At 45.1% G+C, this 21,606-nt stretch carries 13 protein-coding genes; 11 read left to right on the top strand and 2 right to left on the bottom strand.

All coding sequences use genetic code 11. The features are described 5' to 3' along the window. Positions 1–525 precede the first annotated feature (525 nt). A complete protein-coding gene (dnaN, locus tag AB1656_04150) occupies positions 526–1,641 on the top strand; it encodes a DNA polymerase III subunit beta (GenBank protein ID MEW6234555.1) in 1,116 nt (371 codons plus the stop codon). A 581-nt stretch (positions 1,642–2,222) separates the two neighbouring features. Here the strand turns inward: dnaN and AB1656_04155 are convergent. After that, the gene (locus AB1656_04155) at positions 2,223–5,189 is read right to left on the bottom strand and encodes a hypothetical protein (protein MEW6234556.1); all 2,967 of its coding nucleotides are present in this window, start codon (positions 5,187–5,189) and stop codon (positions 2,223–2,225) included. Positions 5,190–5,418: 229 nt separating this feature from the next. On the opposite strand from AB1656_04155, the gene dapB reads away from it, so the two are divergent. The 9 genes from dapB to AB1656_04200 all read left to right on the top strand — a co-directional run bounded on the left by dapB (position 5,419) and on the right by AB1656_04200 (position 18,324). Beyond that, a complete protein-coding gene (gene dapB / locus AB1656_04160; protein MEW6234557.1) occupies positions 5,419–6,153 on the top strand; it encodes a 4-hydroxy-tetrahydrodipicolinate reductase in 735 nt (244 codons plus the stop codon). A 58-nt stretch (positions 6,154–6,211) separates the two neighbouring features. Then, positions 6,212–6,925 carry a 16S rRNA (guanine(527)-N(7))-methyltransferase RsmG gene (gene rsmG / locus AB1656_04165; protein MEW6234558.1) on the top strand — a complete coding sequence of 238 codons (714 nt, stop codon included), beginning with the start codon at positions 6,212–6,214 and terminating at the stop codon, positions 6,923–6,925. A gap of 154 nt (positions 6,926–7,079) precedes the next feature. Further along, entirely contained in the window at positions 7,080–7,937 is an 858-nt protein-coding gene (locus tag AB1656_04170; GenBank protein ID MEW6234559.1) for an AAA family ATPase, read from the top strand. Further along, the gene (locus tag AB1656_04175) at positions 7,891–8,775 is read left to right on the top strand and encodes a ParB/RepB/Spo0J family partition protein (GenBank protein MEW6234560.1); all 885 of its coding nucleotides are present in this window, start codon (positions 7,891–7,893) and stop codon (positions 8,773–8,775) included. The genes AB1656_04170 and AB1656_04175 overlap by 47 nt, the downstream gene beginning before the upstream one ends. Positions 8,776–8,858: 83 nt before the next feature. Beyond that, a complete protein-coding gene (locus AB1656_04180) occupies positions 8,859–9,887 on the top strand; it encodes an HD domain-containing phosphohydrolase (GenBank protein MEW6234561.1) in 1,029 nt (342 codons plus the stop codon). Between the two features lie 292 nt (positions 9,888–10,179). After that, entirely contained in the window at positions 10,180–12,930 is a 2,751-nt protein-coding gene (locus AB1656_04185; protein MEW6234562.1) for a carboxypeptidase-like regulatory domain-containing protein, read from the top strand. 245 nt (positions 12,931–13,175) lie between these two features. Beyond that, the gene (locus tag AB1656_04190) at positions 13,176–15,629 is read left to right on the top strand and encodes a tetratricopeptide repeat protein (GenBank protein ID MEW6234563.1); all 2,454 of its coding nucleotides are present in this window, start codon (positions 13,176–13,178) and stop codon (positions 15,627–15,629) included. Positions 15,630–15,651: 22 nt separating this feature from the next. Further along, on the top strand, positions 15,652–17,484 hold the full coding sequence (locus AB1656_04195) for a VWA domain-containing protein (GenBank protein MEW6234564.1): 1,833 nt from the start codon (positions 15,652–15,654) through the stop codon (positions 17,482–17,484). 162 nt (positions 17,485–17,646) lie between these two features. Continuing rightward, complete coding sequence (locus tag AB1656_04200) at positions 17,647–18,324, top strand: prepilin-type N-terminal cleavage/methylation domain-containing protein (GenBank protein MEW6234565.1); 678 nt, start codon at positions 17,647–17,649, stop codon at positions 18,322–18,324. A gap of 94 nt (positions 18,325–18,418) precedes the next feature. On the opposite strand, the gene AB1656_04205 is transcribed toward AB1656_04200, so the two are convergent. Next, complete coding sequence (locus tag AB1656_04205) at positions 18,419–18,802, bottom strand: hypothetical protein (protein ID MEW6234566.1); 384 nt, start codon at positions 18,800–18,802, stop codon at positions 18,419–18,421. Between the two features lie 1,121 nt (positions 18,803–19,923). On the opposite strand from AB1656_04205, the gene dnaA reads away from it, so the two are divergent. Then, on the top strand, positions 19,924–21,276 hold the full coding sequence (dnaA, locus tag AB1656_04210) for a chromosomal replication initiator protein DnaA (protein ID MEW6234567.1): 1,353 nt from the start codon (positions 19,924–19,926) through the stop codon (positions 21,274–21,276). Positions 21,277–21,606 lie beyond the last annotated feature (330 nt).

Below are 21,606 nucleotides of genomic sequence, written 5' to 3' on the forward strand. Positions count from 1 at the left end.
TAAATTCTCCCCCCAAGCTTGGGGGGAGTTAGAGGGGGGTTGATTATGTTAGACTTAAAGCAACCCCCTCCTAACCTCCCCCAAGCTTGGGGGAGGAATTATGGAGTTTTGCAAGAGGCTCATTTGAAATTTTTTAATAAAAGACATATGGGCTGTCTTACATAAATATAGATATCGTTTCAATATAATCGGTTAATAACTTGTGAGCAAATTGTTAAAAAATGATTTAAAGAAAAAAGGAATAAGTTAACGAGATTAAAAAATCCTTTTTCATCGACAAATCAAAAAAATTACTCAAAGGTTCTTCACAAGATCATATAAACGTAAGATCATAAATATAAAGTACTTAATCAGCAATATCCTTTTTTATAACAAGAATAATAGTAATAATAAAAAAGATAAAGATTTTTAAAGAATATAAATATTATTGGTTTTTTAGGCCATTAAATGAATGGCGTATCGTATTAGATTGATTGGAAAATCCCGGCGACGAAAAAACCGCTTACTAAAAACGGGAGGATTAGAATGAAATTTAAAAGCGCAAGTCAAACGTGGAGCAGAGGAATCAACGCCGTTCAAGGCGCTGTTGGAAGTCCTATTTCGAATCCGATCGTGGAGAATATTCACGTTTCGTGTGAGGGAGAAAAAGTTCGTTTTATGGCGACGAACTTAAATTTATCAATTCTTTGCGAAGGTGAGGCGGAGGTGGAAGAAGCGGGCGAAATCGTGCTTCCAGCAAAAATATTGGGGAATATTGGAAGAGATCTACCGCAGGGCGATGTTTTTTGCGAGACAAAAGAAGAAACAGTGAAAATTCGTTGTGGAAGTTTCTTAGCTAGGTTTAAGGGCAATCCAGGAGAACTATTCCCGCCGTTCTGCAAATTAGAAGAAGGCCGATATATAAAAATAAGTTCAAAAACTCTAAAAGATACAATAAGAAAAACATATATAACTACCACGACGGATAAAGCGCGTTTCGAACTGGATGGAGTTAAATTCGACCTAAAGGGAAAGGTTCTGAATTGCGTATCGACTGATGGCAGGCGTTTATCTCGCTATCAAATAGTTGACGAGGCTTTGCAGGAAGAAGATTTTTCTTCTTTTTTACCAGCTAAGACGCTTTTTGAAGTACAAAAGACGCTTCCAGACGAGGGAGATGTTGAAATTATATTTCAGGAAAAAAGAGTCCAATTTTCATGCGGCGACGCAAAAATAGTATCGAATCTAATTGTAGAAAACTTCCCGCCTTATGAAAAAATTATTCCTCCACCAGGAAATATAAAAATAACTTTCGATAAAGAAAAATTACTTGGCGCCGTTAAGAGAGCCTCCATTCTATCCAGTCAAGAAACAAATCTGATAATTGTTCAAATTAAATCGAAAGAAATGAGAGTATTCGCGGAAAGAGAAGAAATTGGAGGAGAAGGAAGCGAGACAATTTCCTTGGAATACGAAGGAGAAGAACTAAAAATCCGCTATAATCATAAATTTTTGGAAGATTTTTTAAAGATAGCCGATGAAGAAACCGTTGAACTCGAAATAAATGATCCAAGAAAGCCGGGAATTTGGCGAGGCGTTGGAAACGAAAAATTTTTATATGTTCTTATGCCATTGAAAGAACCGCAAGAGGAAGAGAGATGATAGCAAAAAAAGTAAACATAATAAGACTGGCTCTTTAGAAATAATAAAAAAACAAAATCAATCGATAGAATAAAAATAAAAATATAAGTTTATAAAAATAAATCGGTTACATGGTTAAAAAAAAGATTTTCTTGCATGTTTTAGTTAGTATGATTATACTTCTAAATCTGTAAAGCGTTAAAAAAACGATAAATATTGGATTTAAAGCGAGCGTTATAAAAAAATATGAAAAGAGTACGAGCAGAAGAAATTAAGCAGAAGAATGACTCGCGATTTGACAGAGATTTAGCTATAGAAAGAGCCTGTTATTGCCCCTCTTATAGCCCGAGTAAGATAAGAATTCAGGAATATTTCGTTTGCGATCCTCCAAAACCGCCGCTAGATATTTGTGAAGATTGTCCCATCAACGGTCTTAGAGAACCATCAACCATTGTTATAGCGACATACATAAAACCCGGCGAATTAGAAGATATCGAGGAGGAAGAGGAATAAGAAAGCAAGAAAAAAATTAATGTTTCTAATACTTCAATGAAACCGTATAAGAATACGTTTTTAAAAAAATTATTCTATTATTTTAGTTTTTATAAAATCCAAGCCTCAACAATCGTCCACCAATGGCCTTCATTATCTCTAGGAACAACAATTTTTATTTCCTTCAATTTCATCGGCGCCTCAAGGCGTAAAGTACTGCATCGCGATGCCTCATCGAATTGAAGCATACCTAATTCTTCTTCTTCCCCCAGAGCAGTAATTCCCCAAACCCGATTATTTCGAGGAAAATCGGATATCTTCGTTCCTAGAAAGAGAATTATTTTTTGGACAGTTTTAATTTTATTTAGAGTAATCGCAAGATAAGCCCCAGTTTTCTCAACCTCGTCATTAGACCAATAAGCATCCCGCCCATAAGTGCGAACGCAAAGATTATGATCGTTAACCGAAGAAAGAAACCAATTAACGTTAGAATCGATGCGCCAAGTATTCTTGCGTCCGTTGATAGCGTCTTGCGAAGGCAAAAAAAGAACGTACGGTGGGCAATCGTACCTTCTATAACCAATGCTATCAGGACCAAATAAAAGATTTAGATTTTGAATAGACAAAGGAGAGTAATCGTTTTGCGCATCGAGCGAAGGATTATTATACCAATAACCGAGATGATAAAGATAACCGACGCGAACGCGCTTCATGATCTCCTGCGCCTTGGCAGGAAAACGTCTATCAAGCGAATCAATGGCTATAATCCGTCCCTGAGAAGCATAGGTAACGGCTTCACCTAACCAATCGCGGCCAGCAACGTTGGGACTTACGTCAAAACCTTGATCGCAAAGGAGGTAACGGATTCTATGCTCTTGTAAAATGGAAAAAACCTTTTCAAAATTTGTTGGGATAGAGACGCCATCGATCGATAGGCTTGCAGGTTGATGAAAGTAAAAGGAATAGGAAAAATAAGAGGATAGGATTGACATAAAATAAAGAAAGAAAGTAAAAAAAGAGAGAGTCGGCGAAAAAGCCCATAAAAAACGGAAAAATTGCATCAACAAAAAAGGCGCTGCAAAATAGAGAGGCAATGCGTACCACGGCCAGATGCCGAAGAAGGAAAAGGATGTGAGAAGGATGGTTGTCAAAGCTAAAATCCAAATGGAGTAATAAGGAATGCGGCTTCGCAATAACGATCCAGCAGGCGCAAATCGACGTAAAAATGGAAAAAGGAGAAAACCAGATAGAAAGATAAAGGTAGGCGCGCTTGGAAAAAATGCGCTATGAAGGTCATGCTGTTGATCATAAGGCGCTCTTTGCCCTAAAAAAACAGGCAAACACTCGCTTAAAAAACGATCTATAAGCGGTTGTTCTCCTGCAACCCGAGGTGCAGGTAAGGATCGACCTGTAGTTAGAAACTGAATCGCTTCGGACTTATATCCAAAAAAAGAAGGGAGCCAATAAGGCGCACAAAAAAGAAAACAAATAAAAAAGGCCAAAAAAAGGCTAGATCTTACAAATCCGAGTAGACAGCGAATAAAGAAAACAATCCTTTTTTCTCCCATTTTAAAATCAGGTAGAAAAGAATATGGGCGTATGAATAACAAAATAAAACCGGAAGAAAAAACGAAAGGAAGAGATATCGGCAGTTCATAAAAACTTAGACCGGCGGTCAATCCCCATGCAATTGCCAATCCTGGTGAAATACGTCCTTTGTAACGAGCTAAAAAAGCCAAAAAGAAAAGCAAAGCCCCGCAAAAAAGAGAAAAGGAATAGCCAAACCAGGTTTTTCCTATGATCCAATGGAAATGCAACCCGCCAACGGCAAAAAGCCAAAAAGAAAACAATCCATACCAGGCATTTCCATAAATCCAGAAAATGGTTGAGGTTAGAACAACAAAAAGCAGTCCCCAAAACCAAGGAAGAAGACGCAGCGCCGCCGATGGAAATGGCGCCCAAGATAAAATCCAGGCTAAGGGATAGGCCTCTAATGTTCCCTGATAATTCTGTCCATAATGAAAAACAGGCGGGCATTGGCCTTCCAGCAACTCGTAAGACATCAATCCAAAAGCAGCTTCATCAGATTCGAATTGAATTAAGGATAGTCGTTGGATATAAATGTGGAGAAATAATAAAAAAAATAAGCTCGCAATCCATCCCAGAGTTAAAAAAAATTTCCATTGTTTGAAGATATAAGAAAAAAAGCGTAGAACGAATCCGTCTAGTATTGGTAAAAAAAGGAAAATAGATCCTAAAGACAGAGCGAATAGAATGATTCGAAAGGTTGGCAGCCAAAAAAGTAGACTGGAAAAACAACTACTAAATGGTCCAGGTACTGCCTGAAAATCTAGTCCTGAAGCCGTTTTCACTGATAAGGACAACGTAGGAATCGGTGGAATGTAATTTAAAAAGCATTTAATTGTGTGAAAACCAACGTCAATTTGTTTTTCGATTAATAGATATCGATTGGCGGCGTCATTTTCATTCCGGGCGCATTCCTCGCCATCGATTTTCCAAACAGCTTCCCCATGCCCAGAATAAAAAAGGATGGACTTTACAGGTTCCGCTGAAAAGAAAACGCCGGTTACCGTCATTGTATCGTAGGCATTGATTCTTTCAGGAAGAAATAGAGTAGGAATTATTTCGAAAGTAGAAGATTCTAAATAAAAATCAGTCTCTACGGCGGATTGGCTATTGGATAAATGAATAGATAATCCCAATTTGGGACTTAATCCATAGAGTAAAACAACCATGAACATACAAGAAATACCGGTAAATCTCCGAATTGAAGATAGTCGGCAGTATTTTGAAAGGCGATGATCCACTAAAGGATTGATAATATTGTATCTATAAAAAGGTTTAATATAAATAAAAAAGAGGAATAAAGTCAGAATTCCCAAAGCCAGAAAAAAGGTTAAGCGAACAGAATAAACGTATCCTGGAGCGATGGATATCAGGAAAAAAAGAAAAAAAACCAAGCAACGCAAAAAGGGAACGATCACAAGAATTGACCAACTATTGTCGCTATCGTATCCTAAGCGAATCTGTGAATAAAAGGTTTTATCGATTAACATACATAATAAACTTTCAAGTGTATTGTATAATACAAGGAGTAATAGAAAAAGAATACGGCTTCATATTCTCTATTTGCTAATGAGTTTGAAAATTGAAAAGAAGTTTTTTAAGAGATTATATCTATAAAAAAGTAGATAATTATGTTCCACGTGGAACAATTATAATGAATTTAGTAGGGCTGATCTAGCAATTCTAGTCCCTCAATAATATTTTTCGGAGGCCATAGGAATGTCGGAGAAAATTAGAGTGTTGGTTAATGGCGCTAAGGGAAGAATGGGTTTGGAGATCGTTAATACGGTCATAGACGCAGAAGATTTGGTTTTGGCGGGCGAAACCGATCTCGGCGATGATTTGGAGAAGATAATCGCAGATTCAAAATCGGATGTGGTTGTGGATTTTACTTCTCCCCACTGCGCATATGAAAACGCTCAAAAAATCTGCGCAAGCGCTGCTGCAGGCGTCATTGGCACTACTGGTTTTACTTTGGTTCAAGTGCAATCCCTTGTAGATAAAAGTAAAGGTAAAAAACCAGGAATAATTATTGCCCCCAATTTTGCCATAGGCGCTCTGTTAATGATGCACTGCGCCAGAATTTGCGCTAAATACATGCCGGATGTGGAAATAATTGAGCTGCATCATGACAAAAAACTGGATGCACCTTCTGGTACGGCTATCAAAACAGCGGAAATGATTTCTGAAGTCCGCAAAGATGTTTCCACAAGAATATTTGAATCAGGAGTTCGAGGCAAGCTATACAGCGACATTCCCTTGCACAGCATCCGCCTTCCTGGCCTGCTCGCGCATCAGGAAGTGATATTCGGCGCTGCTGGCCAGACTCTGACTCTACGCCACGATTCCATCAACCGATCATGTTTTATGCCCGGCGTTTTGTTAGCAATTAGGCAAGTCATTAATATTGAAGGACTTGTATACGGTCTTGATAAGTTGCTGTTTAAGGAGTAAAAAAAAACCGATGTCCTAAAAATCTTTATATTATACTCTCCAATTACATAGAGATAAAATGGAGAAAAAGGTCTTCTTCCAGGAATTTCTTTTAGCGGTAGAGAGAAGATTTATATCTCTACCGCCGGAAGTTCTATACTCAATATGCGATTACTTCTTTATACTGCAAAATGAGAACGCCCATACGAACCTAACGGCATACCAAACAATTGACGATTTTATAGATTTCCATTTTTTCGATAGCCGAATTTTATTGGATTGCATGAATCCCATTTCAAATGCTTTTATTATAGATATCGGTTCGGGAGCAGGTATTCCAGGAATTATTCTCCACTTGTTGCGTCCGGATTTACATGTAACGTTGATTGAGTCTTCCCAAAAAAAGACGCGGTTTTTACAGAAAGTAATAGAAACATTGAATATTAATTCATGCAATATCGTCAATCGTAGAGCGGAAGATGCTGCTCACGATTCTAAATGGCGGGAGAAATTCGATATTGCTACAGCAAGAGCTTTTGGACCATTATCTTTAACATTGGAATTGACAACCTCTTTTGTACGCCCTTGTGGCCGAATCTATCTCCCAAGAGTCGCCGAAGAACCTAAAAATACAGTAGATACGCAATCTTTAGGATGTAATTTACTAGATAAATTTCTATATGTCTTGCCGCGCCGAGATAAAACGTTCTCTATAGACATCTTTGAGAAAAAGAAATCTACTCCCTCTAAATTCCCCCGAAAAGTATCGCAAATTAAAAAAAATCCTCTATAATTCCTTCTACCGTTGTTCTATAAGGAACTATTTATCAAATTATTAAGAGAAAAAAAATTTCAATATTAAAAAATTCCATCGTATGCCTGGGCAGATAAGACTCCATCCTTTATAATTCGAAGATTAATCTTGCTTATATATAAATTTTTTTTATATGGCCATTGTTCCACGTGGAACAAAAGGGAATCCAAGCGTGACGAGAATCATCGCCATCGTTAACCAAAAAGGCGGCGTCGGTAAAACGACGACGGCGGTTAACCTTGCCGCCTGTTTGGCCCATAACGGCATGGAAACCATCCTTATCGACCTGGATCCCCAGGGGAATGCGACCAGTGGCGTTGGTATCAACAAAAGGGGTGTAGAAAGTTCTATCTTCGATCCTCTGATCGAGAATATTCCTCTCTCTTCCATTTTACGGCCCACTTCCATGACTTCGCTTCGTATTGCGCCATCTAACAACGATCTTTTGTCCGTTGAAATGCATTTAGCTTCGGAGGAGAACGGAAACCGCCGCTTGCGTACGGCATTGGCGCAGTTTTTATGGTCCATTAATGCTGAAAAGCGAGTGGATTACGTTATCATCGATTGCCCGCCATCCTTTGGGATGTTGAGTATGAATGCCATTCTCGCCGCCGACTCGGTTTTAATTCCTGTCCAGTGCGAATATTACGCCTTAGAGGGTTTAACTGAAATCTTGACCTCTACAACCGTTATCCGAGAGCAATATAATAAGAGCTTATCCTTAGCGGGTATTCTTTTAACGATGTCCGACCGCCGCCTCAATCTTAGCCGTCAAGTGGAAGAGGACATCAGGCAAGCGTATTGTAATTATGTTTTCGAAACGGTGATCAATCGCAGCGTTCGATTGAGTGAAGCTCCTAGTTATGGAATGCCCATCATTCTCTATGATCCCAGCTCCACGGGCGCCGATTCCTATATTAGTCTGGCATTGGAAGTGATCGAAAATGAAACGAAAAGCCTTAGGCCGTGGCCTCTCCGCTCTTCTGGCTGATTTCCCTGTCGAAAGCGCGGCGCAAAAAAACATCCAGGATATCCAGATTGGCCTTATCGACGTCAATCAATTTCAGCCTCGCGCCGCCTTTAATCCTAACGCTTTGATGGAATTAGCGGAGTCTATCCGCGCCCAGGGAGTACTCCAGCCGTTATTGGTGCGCGAGCATACCGCCGCGGCGGGACGTTTCCAGTTAATCGCGGGCGAACGCCGGCTGCGCGCCTCCCTGCAGGCGGGATTGGACGCCGTCCCCTGCATCGTATTGCAGGCGGATGAGGCTCAGATGCTTGAAATTGCCTTGGTGGAAAACATCCAACGCGCTGACCTCTCTCCCGTGGAGGAAGCAAGAGCCTACAAGCATCTGTCGGAACGTTTTTCTTTGACGCAAGAAGAGATCGCCGAAAAAGTCGGTAAAAGCCGGGAATACGTTGCTAATGCCCTGCGCTTGCTCAATCTGCCTGAGGCCGTACTCGTTTATCTGGATTCGGGAGAATTGACGACGGGTCACGCTAAAGTACTGCTTTCGTTGAAGCATCAGGACGCTATGCGCGATATGGCCGCCCAAATTCTCCAAAAAGGCCTTAGCGTCCGAGAGACCGAAAATCTCGTCCGGAATATGTCCGCCCCGGCGGAAATATCACCGGAAAAATCCTCGGAAAAAGCCGCCAAGCAAGAGGACGTCCATATCGCCGATTTGCGCCGTATTTTGGAAGAGTCATTCCAAACCAAGGTAAATATCAAGATGCGCGGCGCCAACAAAGGAGCTATCGAAATTTTCTTTTACGATCTTGATCACTTGCAATCTCTGCTCAAACGTTGGAATGTGGAGAATCTTTGAATTACTTTTACTAACTTCTTGCCATCCATCGTTGTTTTTAGGCTATAATCTTTCCTATCGAAACAAGGTTCGGATCGATAACTATGCCTTCGCAAGAATCCAAGCGTCAATTCATGCCGATCTCCGTCAGCCTTGTCGCCAGCGGCAAGGCGCCGCCTCTGGATCTTTATTACCAGCGGGATGGAGAGCAGGAGCCGATTCTTTTCCGCAGCCGCACTCTGCCTCTGCGCCCCAAAGAAATTAAGGAATTGACAGATAGGGAGATTAAGGACCTTTGGATTCTAGAGGAACACTCTTCTTCTGAAGTGGAGGATTTGATTGAAGAAGAGGCGCAGGTAATGGAGAAGGCCTCCGCCGAGGCCGCCGCCGACGAAGAGGTCGCGCAACTGATTCAAGACCCCTCCGTCCCTACCGAGGAAAAATGCGAGGTAGTTTACAATTATTCCACCGATTTGATGAAGCAAGTTTTCGAATCGCCCAATCCAGAGGATGCGATCAAGGCGGCGTCGGTGGTTTTGCCTAATGTTACCGAGGTTATCTTCGGCGATAAGCGCGCCGCTCATGAGTTCATACTCCGTGCGTCTGTCGATTATGCGATTTATTCCCATGCCGTCAATACCTGCCTCTTCGGCGTCGCTCTGGCGCGGCGGGCGCTAAAGATTTCCAAACAGGACGCCTTATTGCGCTTCGGGCCGGGGTTGTTGCTTCATGATATCGGTAAGTTGAGGATTCCCAAGGAGATACTTGAGAAAACCGAACCGTTGGACGAGGAGGAGCGAAGCGTTATCGAGCAGCATACTCTTTGGGGCGTGGAGATGGTCAAGGAATTCATGGACCTCTCGCCCGAATGCGAGTCGATCATCCTGCATCATCACGAGAGGATGGACGGCTCCGGCTATCCCCACGGCCTGCGGGGCGAGCAGATTTCCGTAGGCGCCCGCATCTGCGCTATCGTCGACGTCTTCGACGCCATCAGCACCCGCCGCTCCTTCCAGGATCGAAAGACCTCGTACGAATCTTTCAAAACCATGCTCGGCGACAAAGCCAAAGGCTTCGACCGTAAACTACTGGAAGAATTCCTCTACATCTTCGTCCCGCCGGAGGAAGGATGATTGCGCAAGATAAGCGCTAAAGGATGTTGCGTTCCTACCTATCCTCCCTCCCTCTGGAAGAGGTTGATGGTTGATATCAGTAGACTTATAGCGTAGGGTGGGCTAAAAGCGAAGCGTAGCCCACCGAAAAAGCAGAATGTGTCGCGTTGTTTGACCCATCAATTGCAATGTATGTCATTTCGGGGGAGCGTTCCATGCACGATAATGAAAAAGAAGCCTAGCGGTGTATTCAGGAAGCGATCAAACAGAGAAGAACCAAATGATAAAATGAAGTGATGAAGAGGATGTTCTTATGATGAGAGGATGTAGTAGTTATGCAATTTTTGCTTTTCTGCTAATAATCCTTATAATATTTGTAATAGTTTTTTGGCCAACGCTAGCCAAGTTGAAGACTGAACCGCGCTCCAATATTCGTGTTTACTTTAATCCTCCAACTCCAATACCGCTGTCTGATGGAGGGATTAATTCGACTCCGCTCCCAACAACAATTCCAGTTTCAGCACTCGTTTCTACTGCAACCATTGCCTCTCCACCTAGCCATGATTCCAAAGAAAAATTGCTATCAAATCAATCTATAACTGTATTGATTAACGATCTGATAGGCGATCCCATTTCATCTGGTAAAATCACATTGTGCGATATTAAAAAGAATTTTTCAAATGGAAAAGCCCTATTCCAGGTTGCAGATTTATCGATTTGCGAGCTAACTGCCTCGGCTACAGGTTACCAATCCAAAACAATTACGGTCGATCTTCAGCAAAACCGTTCGCCTGCTATTCAATTGGATTATTTTTGCTCATTTCAGTTTTGCGTCTATCAAGACTCCCGCTATACTTCTCCCTGTCCCGGTGCTGAAATCACCCTTTACGAAGGTTTGCTTGCGCCAAGACCTCTCGCTGATTATACGCGTTCTTTTTTTCAACGTATTGGATTTAATGACGCTCAAGAGGTGTATATTTCACGGAATGAAGGCACCCCTATTGTTAACCGCGTTATGCCTGAGCGTTCCTTTTTGCATTCTTCCATTGAAACTCCATTAGGGCTTGGCTTGGGGACGCCACAGGCGAATGACGTGGTGGAAGCGGTTGGTGCTTGTATATGGGAAGAACAGAACCGATTTCGATTTAATGATGCGAGATCACGGTCTGCGCTTTTGCCATTGTCCCCAGTATACGCCAATAAAGTCAGGATTTGGGATGCGTTGTCTCTATCCTCCAATAATCCATTAACCCAGATTTTCATTGAAAGAGTATACCTTATTCGTTCGTCGAACTCTTTTAGTTCTTTCATGACTTTTCCCGATAAGCACGCCAGCGCCCGTTTTGTTCAAACTCTTAAAACCGATAATCGGGGTTTTGCTTCAATTTCAGGATTGAGACCGGCCTTATATTTCGTTCAAGCCCAAAAAGAAAAACTATATAGCGACATCTATGTTATACATCCGTCGTGCGGCGGCGCAAAACTCGCTTTATCTGAAACAAGCCGCGTCCTCGTCCGATCTCGTCTCAAAGGCATCGATGAAATTCAATGTCAGTTTGTTGCCGACGTTTCGGATGTTAGCGTCAGTCTAATTTCGCTCAATCCGGAAAAGAAAAGAATTTACGCCTCCAATAGCGATAGCCGTGGCCATTCAATTTTCGATTCTGTTCCCGTAGGAAAATATCGAATAAATGCGATGCCGCCGCAAGGACTAGGTCTCTCGCCTCTTGTCAAAGACGTTGCTATTAACCAACCGAATCAGACCATAGACATGATTTTTGATTATTGGCCTCAGAAAGCCATTCGTGGGAAAGTTCTCCAAATTGGCTCAAAGCAACCTGTTCCCAATTATGCTGTACAACTTTATGTTGTGAAAAATGGAACCCAGCCAGCCAGTACAACAAAGACGAATGTAAATGGCGTATTCGCATTTCAACCTCTGCCAGTTGGCCAATATATAGTCGATCGTTTTTTCTCTAATTACGATCAAACACTCTATCTTCCTGTTTCCGCACAAGACGCCGATATGGCGGATTACAAAAATCTATTTATATTTTTGAATAGACTCACACCTGGAAATATATCGAATTCTTATCCCCAGAACGTAACTGTCGATGAAGAAAACACGCCCGAAGTCATTCTTTGGGTTGCGCCCTGCCAAGAGACTTGGTTTTCCGGACAAGTGACGGATGAAAAAAACCATCCCATCGCCAATGCAAAACTTTTTTTATATCCCTATCATGATCGCGATTTCGTAACTCAAACTCGGCAAATTGATCCCCGGACCGATAGCCAAGGCCAATTTGAAATTTGTCTTCTAACTAAATCATTTCCCGATGTTTCATCTCAACAATTTATGGGAATTATTTCAGCTATATATGGTCAAGATATTCCTCGCCGTTGGGTGGAAACATCTTATGGTAGTAGACAGACAGAAGATAAATTTATTCCGTTGGCATCTGGTCGTTCCGATGTAAAATTTGTTATTGGCGACCGCGTAAATAATATTCATATTATAGCAACACATGTTTCGAATAAATCAATCGAAGGCCAGTTGTTAACAGAGGATGGGCAACTGCCGGACTCTGCAGAAGTCTTTGCTCTTGAAAATGATTCCAAAATACCAGCTAAGCTAGATTCATCCGGTCATTTTACAATTCAGGGAATATCTAAAGATAGAGTCACCCTTGAAATTACACGCGCTTTTATAAAATCCGATACAGAACTATCAGGCTATACTTATTTTCTCCCTGAAACAGTAGCACTTGAATTCCCTCCAGATAAACAATTAATCTATTTGGAAGTTACTTTGCTAAAAGCCGGTTATTTTGTTGGACAGGTTAAATGTGCTAACCACGCGATGATCGATATCGATGTTATCGCTCTATCGGCATCGGGAGAATCGTATCGGGGAATTATTAACTCAGAAGGCCAATTCATGATTACAGGGTTACCTATAAACGATCTTTACACGGTTGGAGTAAAACTCTATGGGGAAAAATATTTAGAGAAAATATCTGATTTAAAACCTAATTTAACAAATATTTTATTTATTATACAGTAAACAGATGTAGAGTGGGCTTCAAGCGAAGCGCAGCCCGCCAGTTTTTGTCGAAGTGTTTCAGAAAATTAAAGAACAAGCGCAATCCGGGGGGGATCGGTTACGAATGGGCGGGATAATCGATGAGTAGGGGAGCGGTCTTTTCCGGGTAAGAACGGCGTCTACTATAAAGGGAGCCTCTGTGTTATAATCGTCCGAGATCGCGGCGCCGATGGAAAAGAGGCTTTCGGGATAGGACGGGATTCGGGATGAAAAGACTATTCGCCTATATTCTCGCTGCAGCCGCCGCAGGGAGCGGCGTTTTTCCCGTGAGCGTTTGGGGAGCGCAGAACGCAACGGCGGAAGCGTCCGCACCGGGGCAGGAGCGGCAGGACCTGGATTTCGCCGATGGGTTGTATCAGCGGGGAATGTTCGACAGCGCCGCCCGGCAATACGCCGATTTTCTGCGCCAATATCCTCTAAGCAAGCAAAAAGAGGCCGCCTTGTTCCGGCGCGGCGAGTCGTTGTACCAGCACGCGGCGAAATGGAATAAGACCGATCCGCTGCAAGCGAAAATCTTTCTGGTCGAAGCGCGCGGCGCTTTTCAGCAATGGGTGCGGGATTATCCCCAAGGAAGCCGGATTCACGAGGCGCAATTGCGCCTGGGCGAGGTCTCCTACAAAATCGGCGACGCCAAAGGCGCGCTGGAAGCTTTGAACCGAGTCGTCAAAGAGAGCAAGGAGAACACCCTGCTCGAAGCCGCTCTCTTTTACGCCGGACGCAGCCATGAAAACCTGAAGGAATGGAAGGAAGCGGAAAACCGCTACCGCCAGATTCGCGATTCGTTTCCCAAAGGCGAATTCGCCGCCCTCTCCACCTTTCTGCTCGCCGACGTTTTAGGCAAAACTGAACGCTCCCAGGAAGCCGCCGATCTGCTGACCGATTTCTGGGAGAATCCCGGCAAGTACAAAATCCCCGAAGGCTCCTCGCTGGTGGAGGATTCCAAACTGCTCTCCGCACAGATGCTTTATCAACTGGATAAATTCGACGAGGCGTCCAAAGCGTATGAAGCGTTCGTCTCCGCCAATCCCGGCAGCGAGAATACGGCCAAGGCCAAATATGGAGCGGCCTGGGCGGAATACCGGCAGAAGAATTACGAGAAGGCGCTGCAAATCGCCGATACGCTGCAACGGCAGTCGCTACCCGCTGATTTGGCCATCGGCATCATCTTCCTGCAGGGAACGTGTTCCTATCAACAAAAATTATACGACGACGCCATCCTCTATTTCCGCGAAGTAATCGCCGATCCCAAAGCGGGAGAATACCGCGACCGGGCTTGGTATCAACTCGCCTGGTCCTATTATCTTTCCCAAAAATACGAAGCCGCCGCCGCGGAATGCAAGCGCATCCTGCAGCAGGGAGGCGATCCTTCCGCGATGGGCAACGTTCATTTTCTGTTGGGGCAGAGCTGCGCCCAGCAACAAGACTTCGACAACGCCATTTTGGAATTGGATCTGGTTCGGAAGATCAATGCCCAAGGCGAGTATGCGGAGGAATCGCTATATCTCCTGGCGGACCTGCTGTACCGCAAAGAACGGTACGACGAGGCCGGAGAGGCGTTTGAGTCCTACTATCGGGACTATCCTTCCGCTTCCCGCGCCGAAGAAGCGCTGTTATGGGCGAGCAACGCTCGCTTCGCCGCCAAGAATTACGCCAAGGCCGTCGAGAACGCCGACCGATTGTTGAAAGCCTATCCCGAATCGAAAGCGCTACAGGAGGTCTTATACCGCAAGGGATTGGCGCTGTATCAATTGAAAAAGTACGACGAAGCCCTGGCGGCGTTCGACGAGTTGCTCGCCAAAACCGAGGAGGAGAAGAGGAAGCCCGAAGCCCTCTACTGGCAGGCGTATATTTACGAATTGCAAAAGGATCGTGTAAAAGCCTCCGAGAAGTATGGCGTTCTTCTGGAAAATTATCCCTCTTTTCCCAATCGTGACGAGGCGCTGCTGCGCAAGTCGCTCTGCGATTACAAGGAGAAGAAATTCGAAGCCGCCTATGCCGGATTCCAGAATATTTTGGGCGGCGAAAAAGGAAATCAAATTCCCGCCGAAGTGATTTTCTGGATGATTTTTTTCGCGGACGAAAAGGAGAAGCATGAAGAAGCGCTGGCGACCGCTGAGCGCGTCTTGTCCGTCTTTCCCCAGGATTCCTTTCAGGAACGCGCCCTGATCGCCAAGGGCAATCAACTAATAGCATTGAAGAAATGGAAGGAAGCGAATCAAAACGCGGAGGATTTCCTCAAGCGTTTTCCCGAAAGCCTGTTCAAGCCGGAAATATTCTGGAGCCAGGGCATGGCGTTGGAAGGATTGGAGAAATCCAAGGAAGCGTTGGATCTATTGGAAAAAAGCCTCATGGAATTGAACCGGCTAGGCGATCCCGATCCCGTCTTCGCCGCTTCGCTTTATTTGGACCGGGGACGGCTTTTGGAGAAGATGGGAAAGACCAAGGAAGGATTGGAATCCTACCTGCGGGTGGCCATCATTTACGACCACCCGCGTTATACGCCGGAAGCGATGTACCGATCTATCCGCGCCCATTCGTCGCTGGAGGAAAAAGATTCAGCGCAAAAGATGTATAATGAACTCTGCGAACGCTACCCGGATTCCCCGTGGCGCAAGAAAGCGGACGAGGAATTCGGGGCGGCTATGAAGAAGAACGAATGACAATATTGATAGATATAACCTCATGATTCGCGCCGCACGCCGATGGACATATTACGCCGCCGATTTTTCTCCGGCGGCGAAAAAAGGATGGGACCGCCTTTGGCTGGCGGCGCTGGCGTTTTCTGTATTGCTTCATGCGGCGTTCGTCATGGGTTCGCTCTCGTGGAGGGTGTCCGATATCCGCCAGGCGGAAGAGAACGTGGAGACGCTTTTCCGCGTGAAACTCGAAAATCTGGAATCCTTGAATTTCGTCTCCCGCCCCACCCAGTTGACGCTGAGAGAAGAGCGGGAGAGAATCTTGCAGCAAAACATCGCCGCCCTTTCAGACTTGCCTTCCCGCTCGGCGGAGCCGGAAATCGCCGCCCTGGCTGCGGCGCCGGACGCCAATGCTCTTCCCGCCTGGGGAGATCAAACGGATGAAGAGCAATTCGTCAACGACCGGACGGCGAGAAATCTGATAACGTCCAAGGCCAGCGATCGCGCCATCGATCATTTGGCGGATACGGTCGATGAAAAGCCGCTGACGAATGTCGCTGCTCCTCAGCGCATCGCTCTGGCGGGCCGGGGAGGCGGCGCCGGCAGCCGGATCATGGCCGATCTTCCGCCGCCGGCGATGGACTCCGAACCGGCCGTCGCCCGCGAGTTCAAAGCGAATCCGCGAGCGGACCTCGCGCCGCCTGCGCCTGATTTGAACGTTTCCGAGCCTCCAATCGAACTCCCGCCGGTGAACGAGATTCTGCCTTCTCCCAACCTGATGCGCGAAAGCCCCGGCCCAGCGGAATTGCAAAACGAAGAAGAAGCCAAGGAAGAGATAAAAGATCGCTATATCCGTTTCGACGATTTGGTCAGCGTGGAATTGTTCACCTATCGCCATATAGGCGGCGACGGCTATTTTATGATTCGCATCCGCCCCACGACGGCGGATGAACGGTTGCGGGTATTGCCTAAAGATGTGCTTTTCGTTCTGGACGCTTCCCGCAGCATGGGAAACCGCCGGTTGGACGTTATCAAGGATGAAATCGTCAAGATGATGTCCCGGCTTCGTCCCGGCGACCGGTTTAACGTCGTCGGGTTCAAGCAATCCGTCAAGCGCTTCACGGCGGATTTCGACGCCGTGAATGGAGAATCGCTGAAGCAGGCGGAATATTTCGTGCGGCGTCTGGAAGCGTCGGGAAAGACGGATATCTATTCCTCTTTGAATCCGCTAGTGCAGTTGGGGACGGAGCGGGCGCGGCCTTTGATCGTGTTGCTTTACAGTGACGGGCGTCCTACGGTAGGCGTGGTCAATAGCCGCCGCATTATCAACGAACTTACCCGTTTCCGGGGACCGAGCACGTCCATCTTCTGCGTCGGCACGGGATCGGATTTGAACCGTTATCTTTTGGATATGCTGGCGTTTCGCAACCGGGGATTGGTGGCATTCGAGAGCGATCGCAACGCCTTGCCTCCCGTGATGGAATCCGTGTATGGATATATCGAGGATCCGGTGCTGCTTAAAGTAACGGCGACATTCGATACGGTGGATGAAAGAGAAGTTTATCCCAAGGTTCTTCCCGATTTGTACATGAAAGGCGAATTGAAAATCTGGGGACGGCTGCGGGACGAGAAAAAAATCGCATTGCGCTTGGTGGGTGAAGCATTTGACGAACGTAAAGAGATGATCGTCGAACTCGCCGTTCCCGAACGCGATAACGGCACGTATGATATCGCGCGGGACTGGGCGTTTCGAAAAATTTATAATCTTGTCGGTAAAATGGTGGAAGAAGGCGAACGGCCGGAATATTTGCAGGAAATCGAGCAACTCAGCCGAACATACCGCGTAGTAACTCCCTACTCCGAACAGGCTTCCCGTTAAAGGTTTTTTACCGCTCGCCTCGTTAGTATCAAGCCTGAACTTAGGTTCGACAATAATTTACAATCAATCTCTTGACGTTGGTATTATTGATCCGCATAATGAATAGAATATTTTTTCATTGGATTTTTTATTGTATAATTGATTATATGGGAGGAAAAAACAATGAAAAAGGCAGGTTTTACCCTTATCGAATTGCTCATTGTCGTAGCCATTATCGGTATTCTGGCGGCGATCGCCGTGCCGAACTTCTTGAACGCTCAGATCCGCGCCAAAACCGCCCGTTCCTATTCCGACATGAAGAACACCATGACCGGCATCGAGCAGCTGCGTCTGGACAAAGGCGTTTTACTTGTCGACTTTTGGGATGACGACACCTCTTGGGGCCAGGATCGGATGGCGAAAACCTTCAATAACGTTGGTAATGTAGGCGAAGCTTTACGCCGTCAGGCGCATGTTTTGATGCCTTTGACAAGCCCCATTTCCTATATGAGCGCCATTCCCCAAGATCCTTTTGTTCCGAATAATCTAACCGCTGTATCCGGCGGACATTCGGAGCGGTTCGGCATCGAAGGAAACGATGCTTATTATTACGCTGATGAAGATCCCGCAAATCCCAACGGACAGGACCACGGCGGCACCGCTTACGATCCCCCGTTGAAGAAAGGGGATTATATTCTGATGGCCTTTGGTCCCGCCGCTAAAGAGATGTACGGCGGCAGCAATGGCATCCGTTATGGCGTTCCCTACGATTCGTCCAACGGCATCGTCAGCATCGGCGACATCATGATGAAATCGGGCGGCGGCATTGTTACCATCAACAGAGCCGGCGGAAGAAGCTAACTCTCATTTGTAGATTACGCGATAAATACGGGGCGAACAAAACGCCCGCCCCGTATTTTTCTTTTTTTGGGGGGAACGAATTTTCCGTTTTCATTTATTCTTGCATTTCATACATAACCGCCCATACGCTCATGCAGGCGTCGTGGTAGCGTTTTTTCTTCTTGGGGATCGTACTTTTCAAACTTTCGTATTTCATCTCGAAGATATATTTCGACAAAGTACTGGCGACGTGAATGGCCGGTATCACGGCGTAATAGCGGTAATCCCCTTGCTCGTCCTTGACGATCTCCGCATCGGGAAACAGTTCTTTGATAGCGCCCGCCTCCCGCGCCCGCACTAGGCGCATATCGGGATTTTCCCGGCAATAGACGATGGAAATAAACGCTCGGCTGGTGAATACCCACATGATCTTATAGTCGTTTTCTTGAGGAATACTCCCGCTTTTCAATCCAATCCAGAAAGCATCGCCCTGGCCCATAAATGGCTTTGAAAATCAATTAACGCATCCAGAAACGCGATTTGGGCCTTCTCTTTGTCGCCGTTTTCATTATATCCCAGCAATTTCAAGTAATTCTTTCGGCGTTTTCGGTCGCTGGGAGTAATAATCGGAGAAAAAGCGGGTATACTCATTACCCCGTATCGACGGGCGAAACTTATATTCTCTTTGAAACAAATAGTATGATAACTCGTTCAAATTATTTTACTTAATAAGATATGATTTAAAAAGAGAACGCCTATCTTCAGCATTCATGCTCCGTGAAAGAAGATTATCATAAATGAAAATACAGGAACAGAGTAAACGATGCTCGCCGCCTGTATTTCTCATCAATAAAGAGAGAACGATTTCAGAAAAATGAGGTTAGCGATTCCGAAAATTTATTTATTTAGGCGGCGTAAGAATAGGAAGGCGGGAATATGCAGGTTTATTCTCATAAGTATTTGATTTATGGGAGGATAAATAGATGTTAATAAGTATATGTTTTTTAGGCGATTTCCTATCTGATTGATTATTCAAACCTTATCAAGTAAAAATGAGGCGTAAAGCTGGAAATAAGTAAGTAACTTTATCGTTAAGAATGGGTTAGGCTGTAGATACTATAAGCATTGGCAAAAGTAAAGAAAAAAAATAAAAAAAAATTTTACGGTTATCTAACGTTCTTTCTCTTGTCGAGTTAACTTCGCCCGAATTGGGGGCGGGATAGCGGCGAAAATCAAGAATGGTATTGCGCCAAAAGGCAGAAAATGGTAAAACTATTCACAGGAAATGGGAATCATAAGATAATAAAAATCAACGTGTTGTTGATAAGCTGTGGATATCCCTGTGGATGAATTGTTAGTATCCAATTTGCCCTTGGGAAAGGCGGAAAATAATCGTTTGTTAGCGTTGAATTTAGATGTCTTTGGGAAGAGCCGGGGATCGTTTTTATCTTGGATTGGAGCCTGTGGAATAGGACAAGCGCGGCGGGTATTTGTTAATGGGATTCGGATGGATACGTATTCGCAATGTGAAATTTGAGGTTTGTATGCCCATACCTGCTGACAACGGGTTGGGAAGGAGGATGAATATTTGACATGGTTGTAATGTCATCTGCAATGAAAATGACGAACTCGAATGACGAGCTCGCGTTGTGGCGCAAAGCCCAAAACGCCCTGCGCGGGGTAATCGCGGAAGACGAAATTGAGGATTGGTTTGAAGATGCGCGAGTGTTGGATTGTTTTGACGGCAATGTCATCCTGGGAATCCCCAGCGGATACCGAAGGGAATACATCGAGAAAAATTATATCTCTATGCTCAGCGATATTTTTTCGTCGCTATTGAACTGCCGCGCCGGCGTGGAAATCCGGATTACGGATTCTATCTCGCGGTATGAAGTAGAGGACGAATTGTCCGAGAAAATAGTTGTCGTTGAGGATAAGACGCTTCAATTCGAGCCTCTCAATGGAAATTACACATTCGATAACTACGTTGTGGGCGCCTGCAATAAGATGGCCGACGCGGCGGCGCAGGCGGTGGCGAAAGCTCCCGCCCAATCCTACAATCCGCTTTTCGTTTATGGAGGAGTTGGTTTAGGAAAAACGCATTTGATGCAGGCGATCGGAAACGAAGCGTTGCGGCAATATCCCCAAAAGCGGGTGGCGTACCTTTCGGCGGAGCAATTCGTCAATGTCTTCATCGACGCCATCAAGAAAAACGATCGTCTCTCTTTTCAATCGACGTTCCGCAATATGGATATCTTGCTAATCGACGATATTCAATTTTTAGCGGGAAAAGAGTCCACCCAGGAAGAATTTTTCCACACTTTCAACGCGTTGCACAACCGCCGCAAACAAATCGTGATCTCCAGCGATCGTCCGCCCAAGGATATCCCCACCATCGAAGAGCGCCTGCGTTCACGGTTCGAATGGGGCTTGATCGTAGATATCGCCCCGCCCGATTTCGAATTGCGCATGGCCATTCTGCGCAAGAAATGCGAAACGGTGGATATGAACATCCCCGACGATGTGCTGGAGTTCGTCGCCAGTAAAATCCGTTTTTCCATCCGGGAACTGGAAGGCGCGTTATCGAAAATAACCGCCTTCGCCCAATTCAATAACGAAAACCTGGATGTAGAGACGGCGGGAAGAGTATTAGGCGGGATCTTCGACCGTCCGGCCAAAGAGATCACGATCGAAAAAATCCAGCGCAAAGTGGCGGATTATTTTAATATCAAGCCTTCGGACATCATCGGTAAGAACCGCTCCCGCTCCATCGCCCGGCCGCGCCAGATCGCCATGTTTCTCAGCCGCAAACTGACGCAGCATTCTTTCCCGGAGATCGGAACCTTCTTCGGCAATAAAGACCATACGACCGTGCTCTTCGCGTGCAATAAGATCGAAAAAGAGATGGATCGCGATCCCAAAGTGCGCTGCGCCGTCGAACAAATCAAAGATACGATTTCATTGATTAAATAATCTATACGGGGCATAAGATCCAGGGGCCGCGCTTCTCAGAAATGGGAAGCGCGGTTTTTCTTGAAGAGCTGATGCGGCCGGGATTTGGCGGTTAGAAAGGGGCGGAGATAATACCGTTTACCGTTTGATATGAGGCATTTGCCAACATCATGAATGGGAGGGCGAGGCTCAATGTCATTAAGTTAAGGTTTAGATCATTTTTTTATCAAAGAGAGATAAATGCAAAACATCTTGAAATTATTAGTCTTAGACAACCCCCTCCCAACCTCCCCCAACTTGGGGGAGGAGAAATGTTACCTTAACTTAATGACATTGGGGCGAGGCTCCCGC

It is taken from the genome of Candidatus Omnitrophota bacterium, assembly GCA_040755155.1.
Taxonomy (GTDB): domain Bacteria; phylum Hinthialibacterota; class Hinthialibacteria; order Hinthialibacterales; family Hinthialibacteraceae; genus JBFMBP01.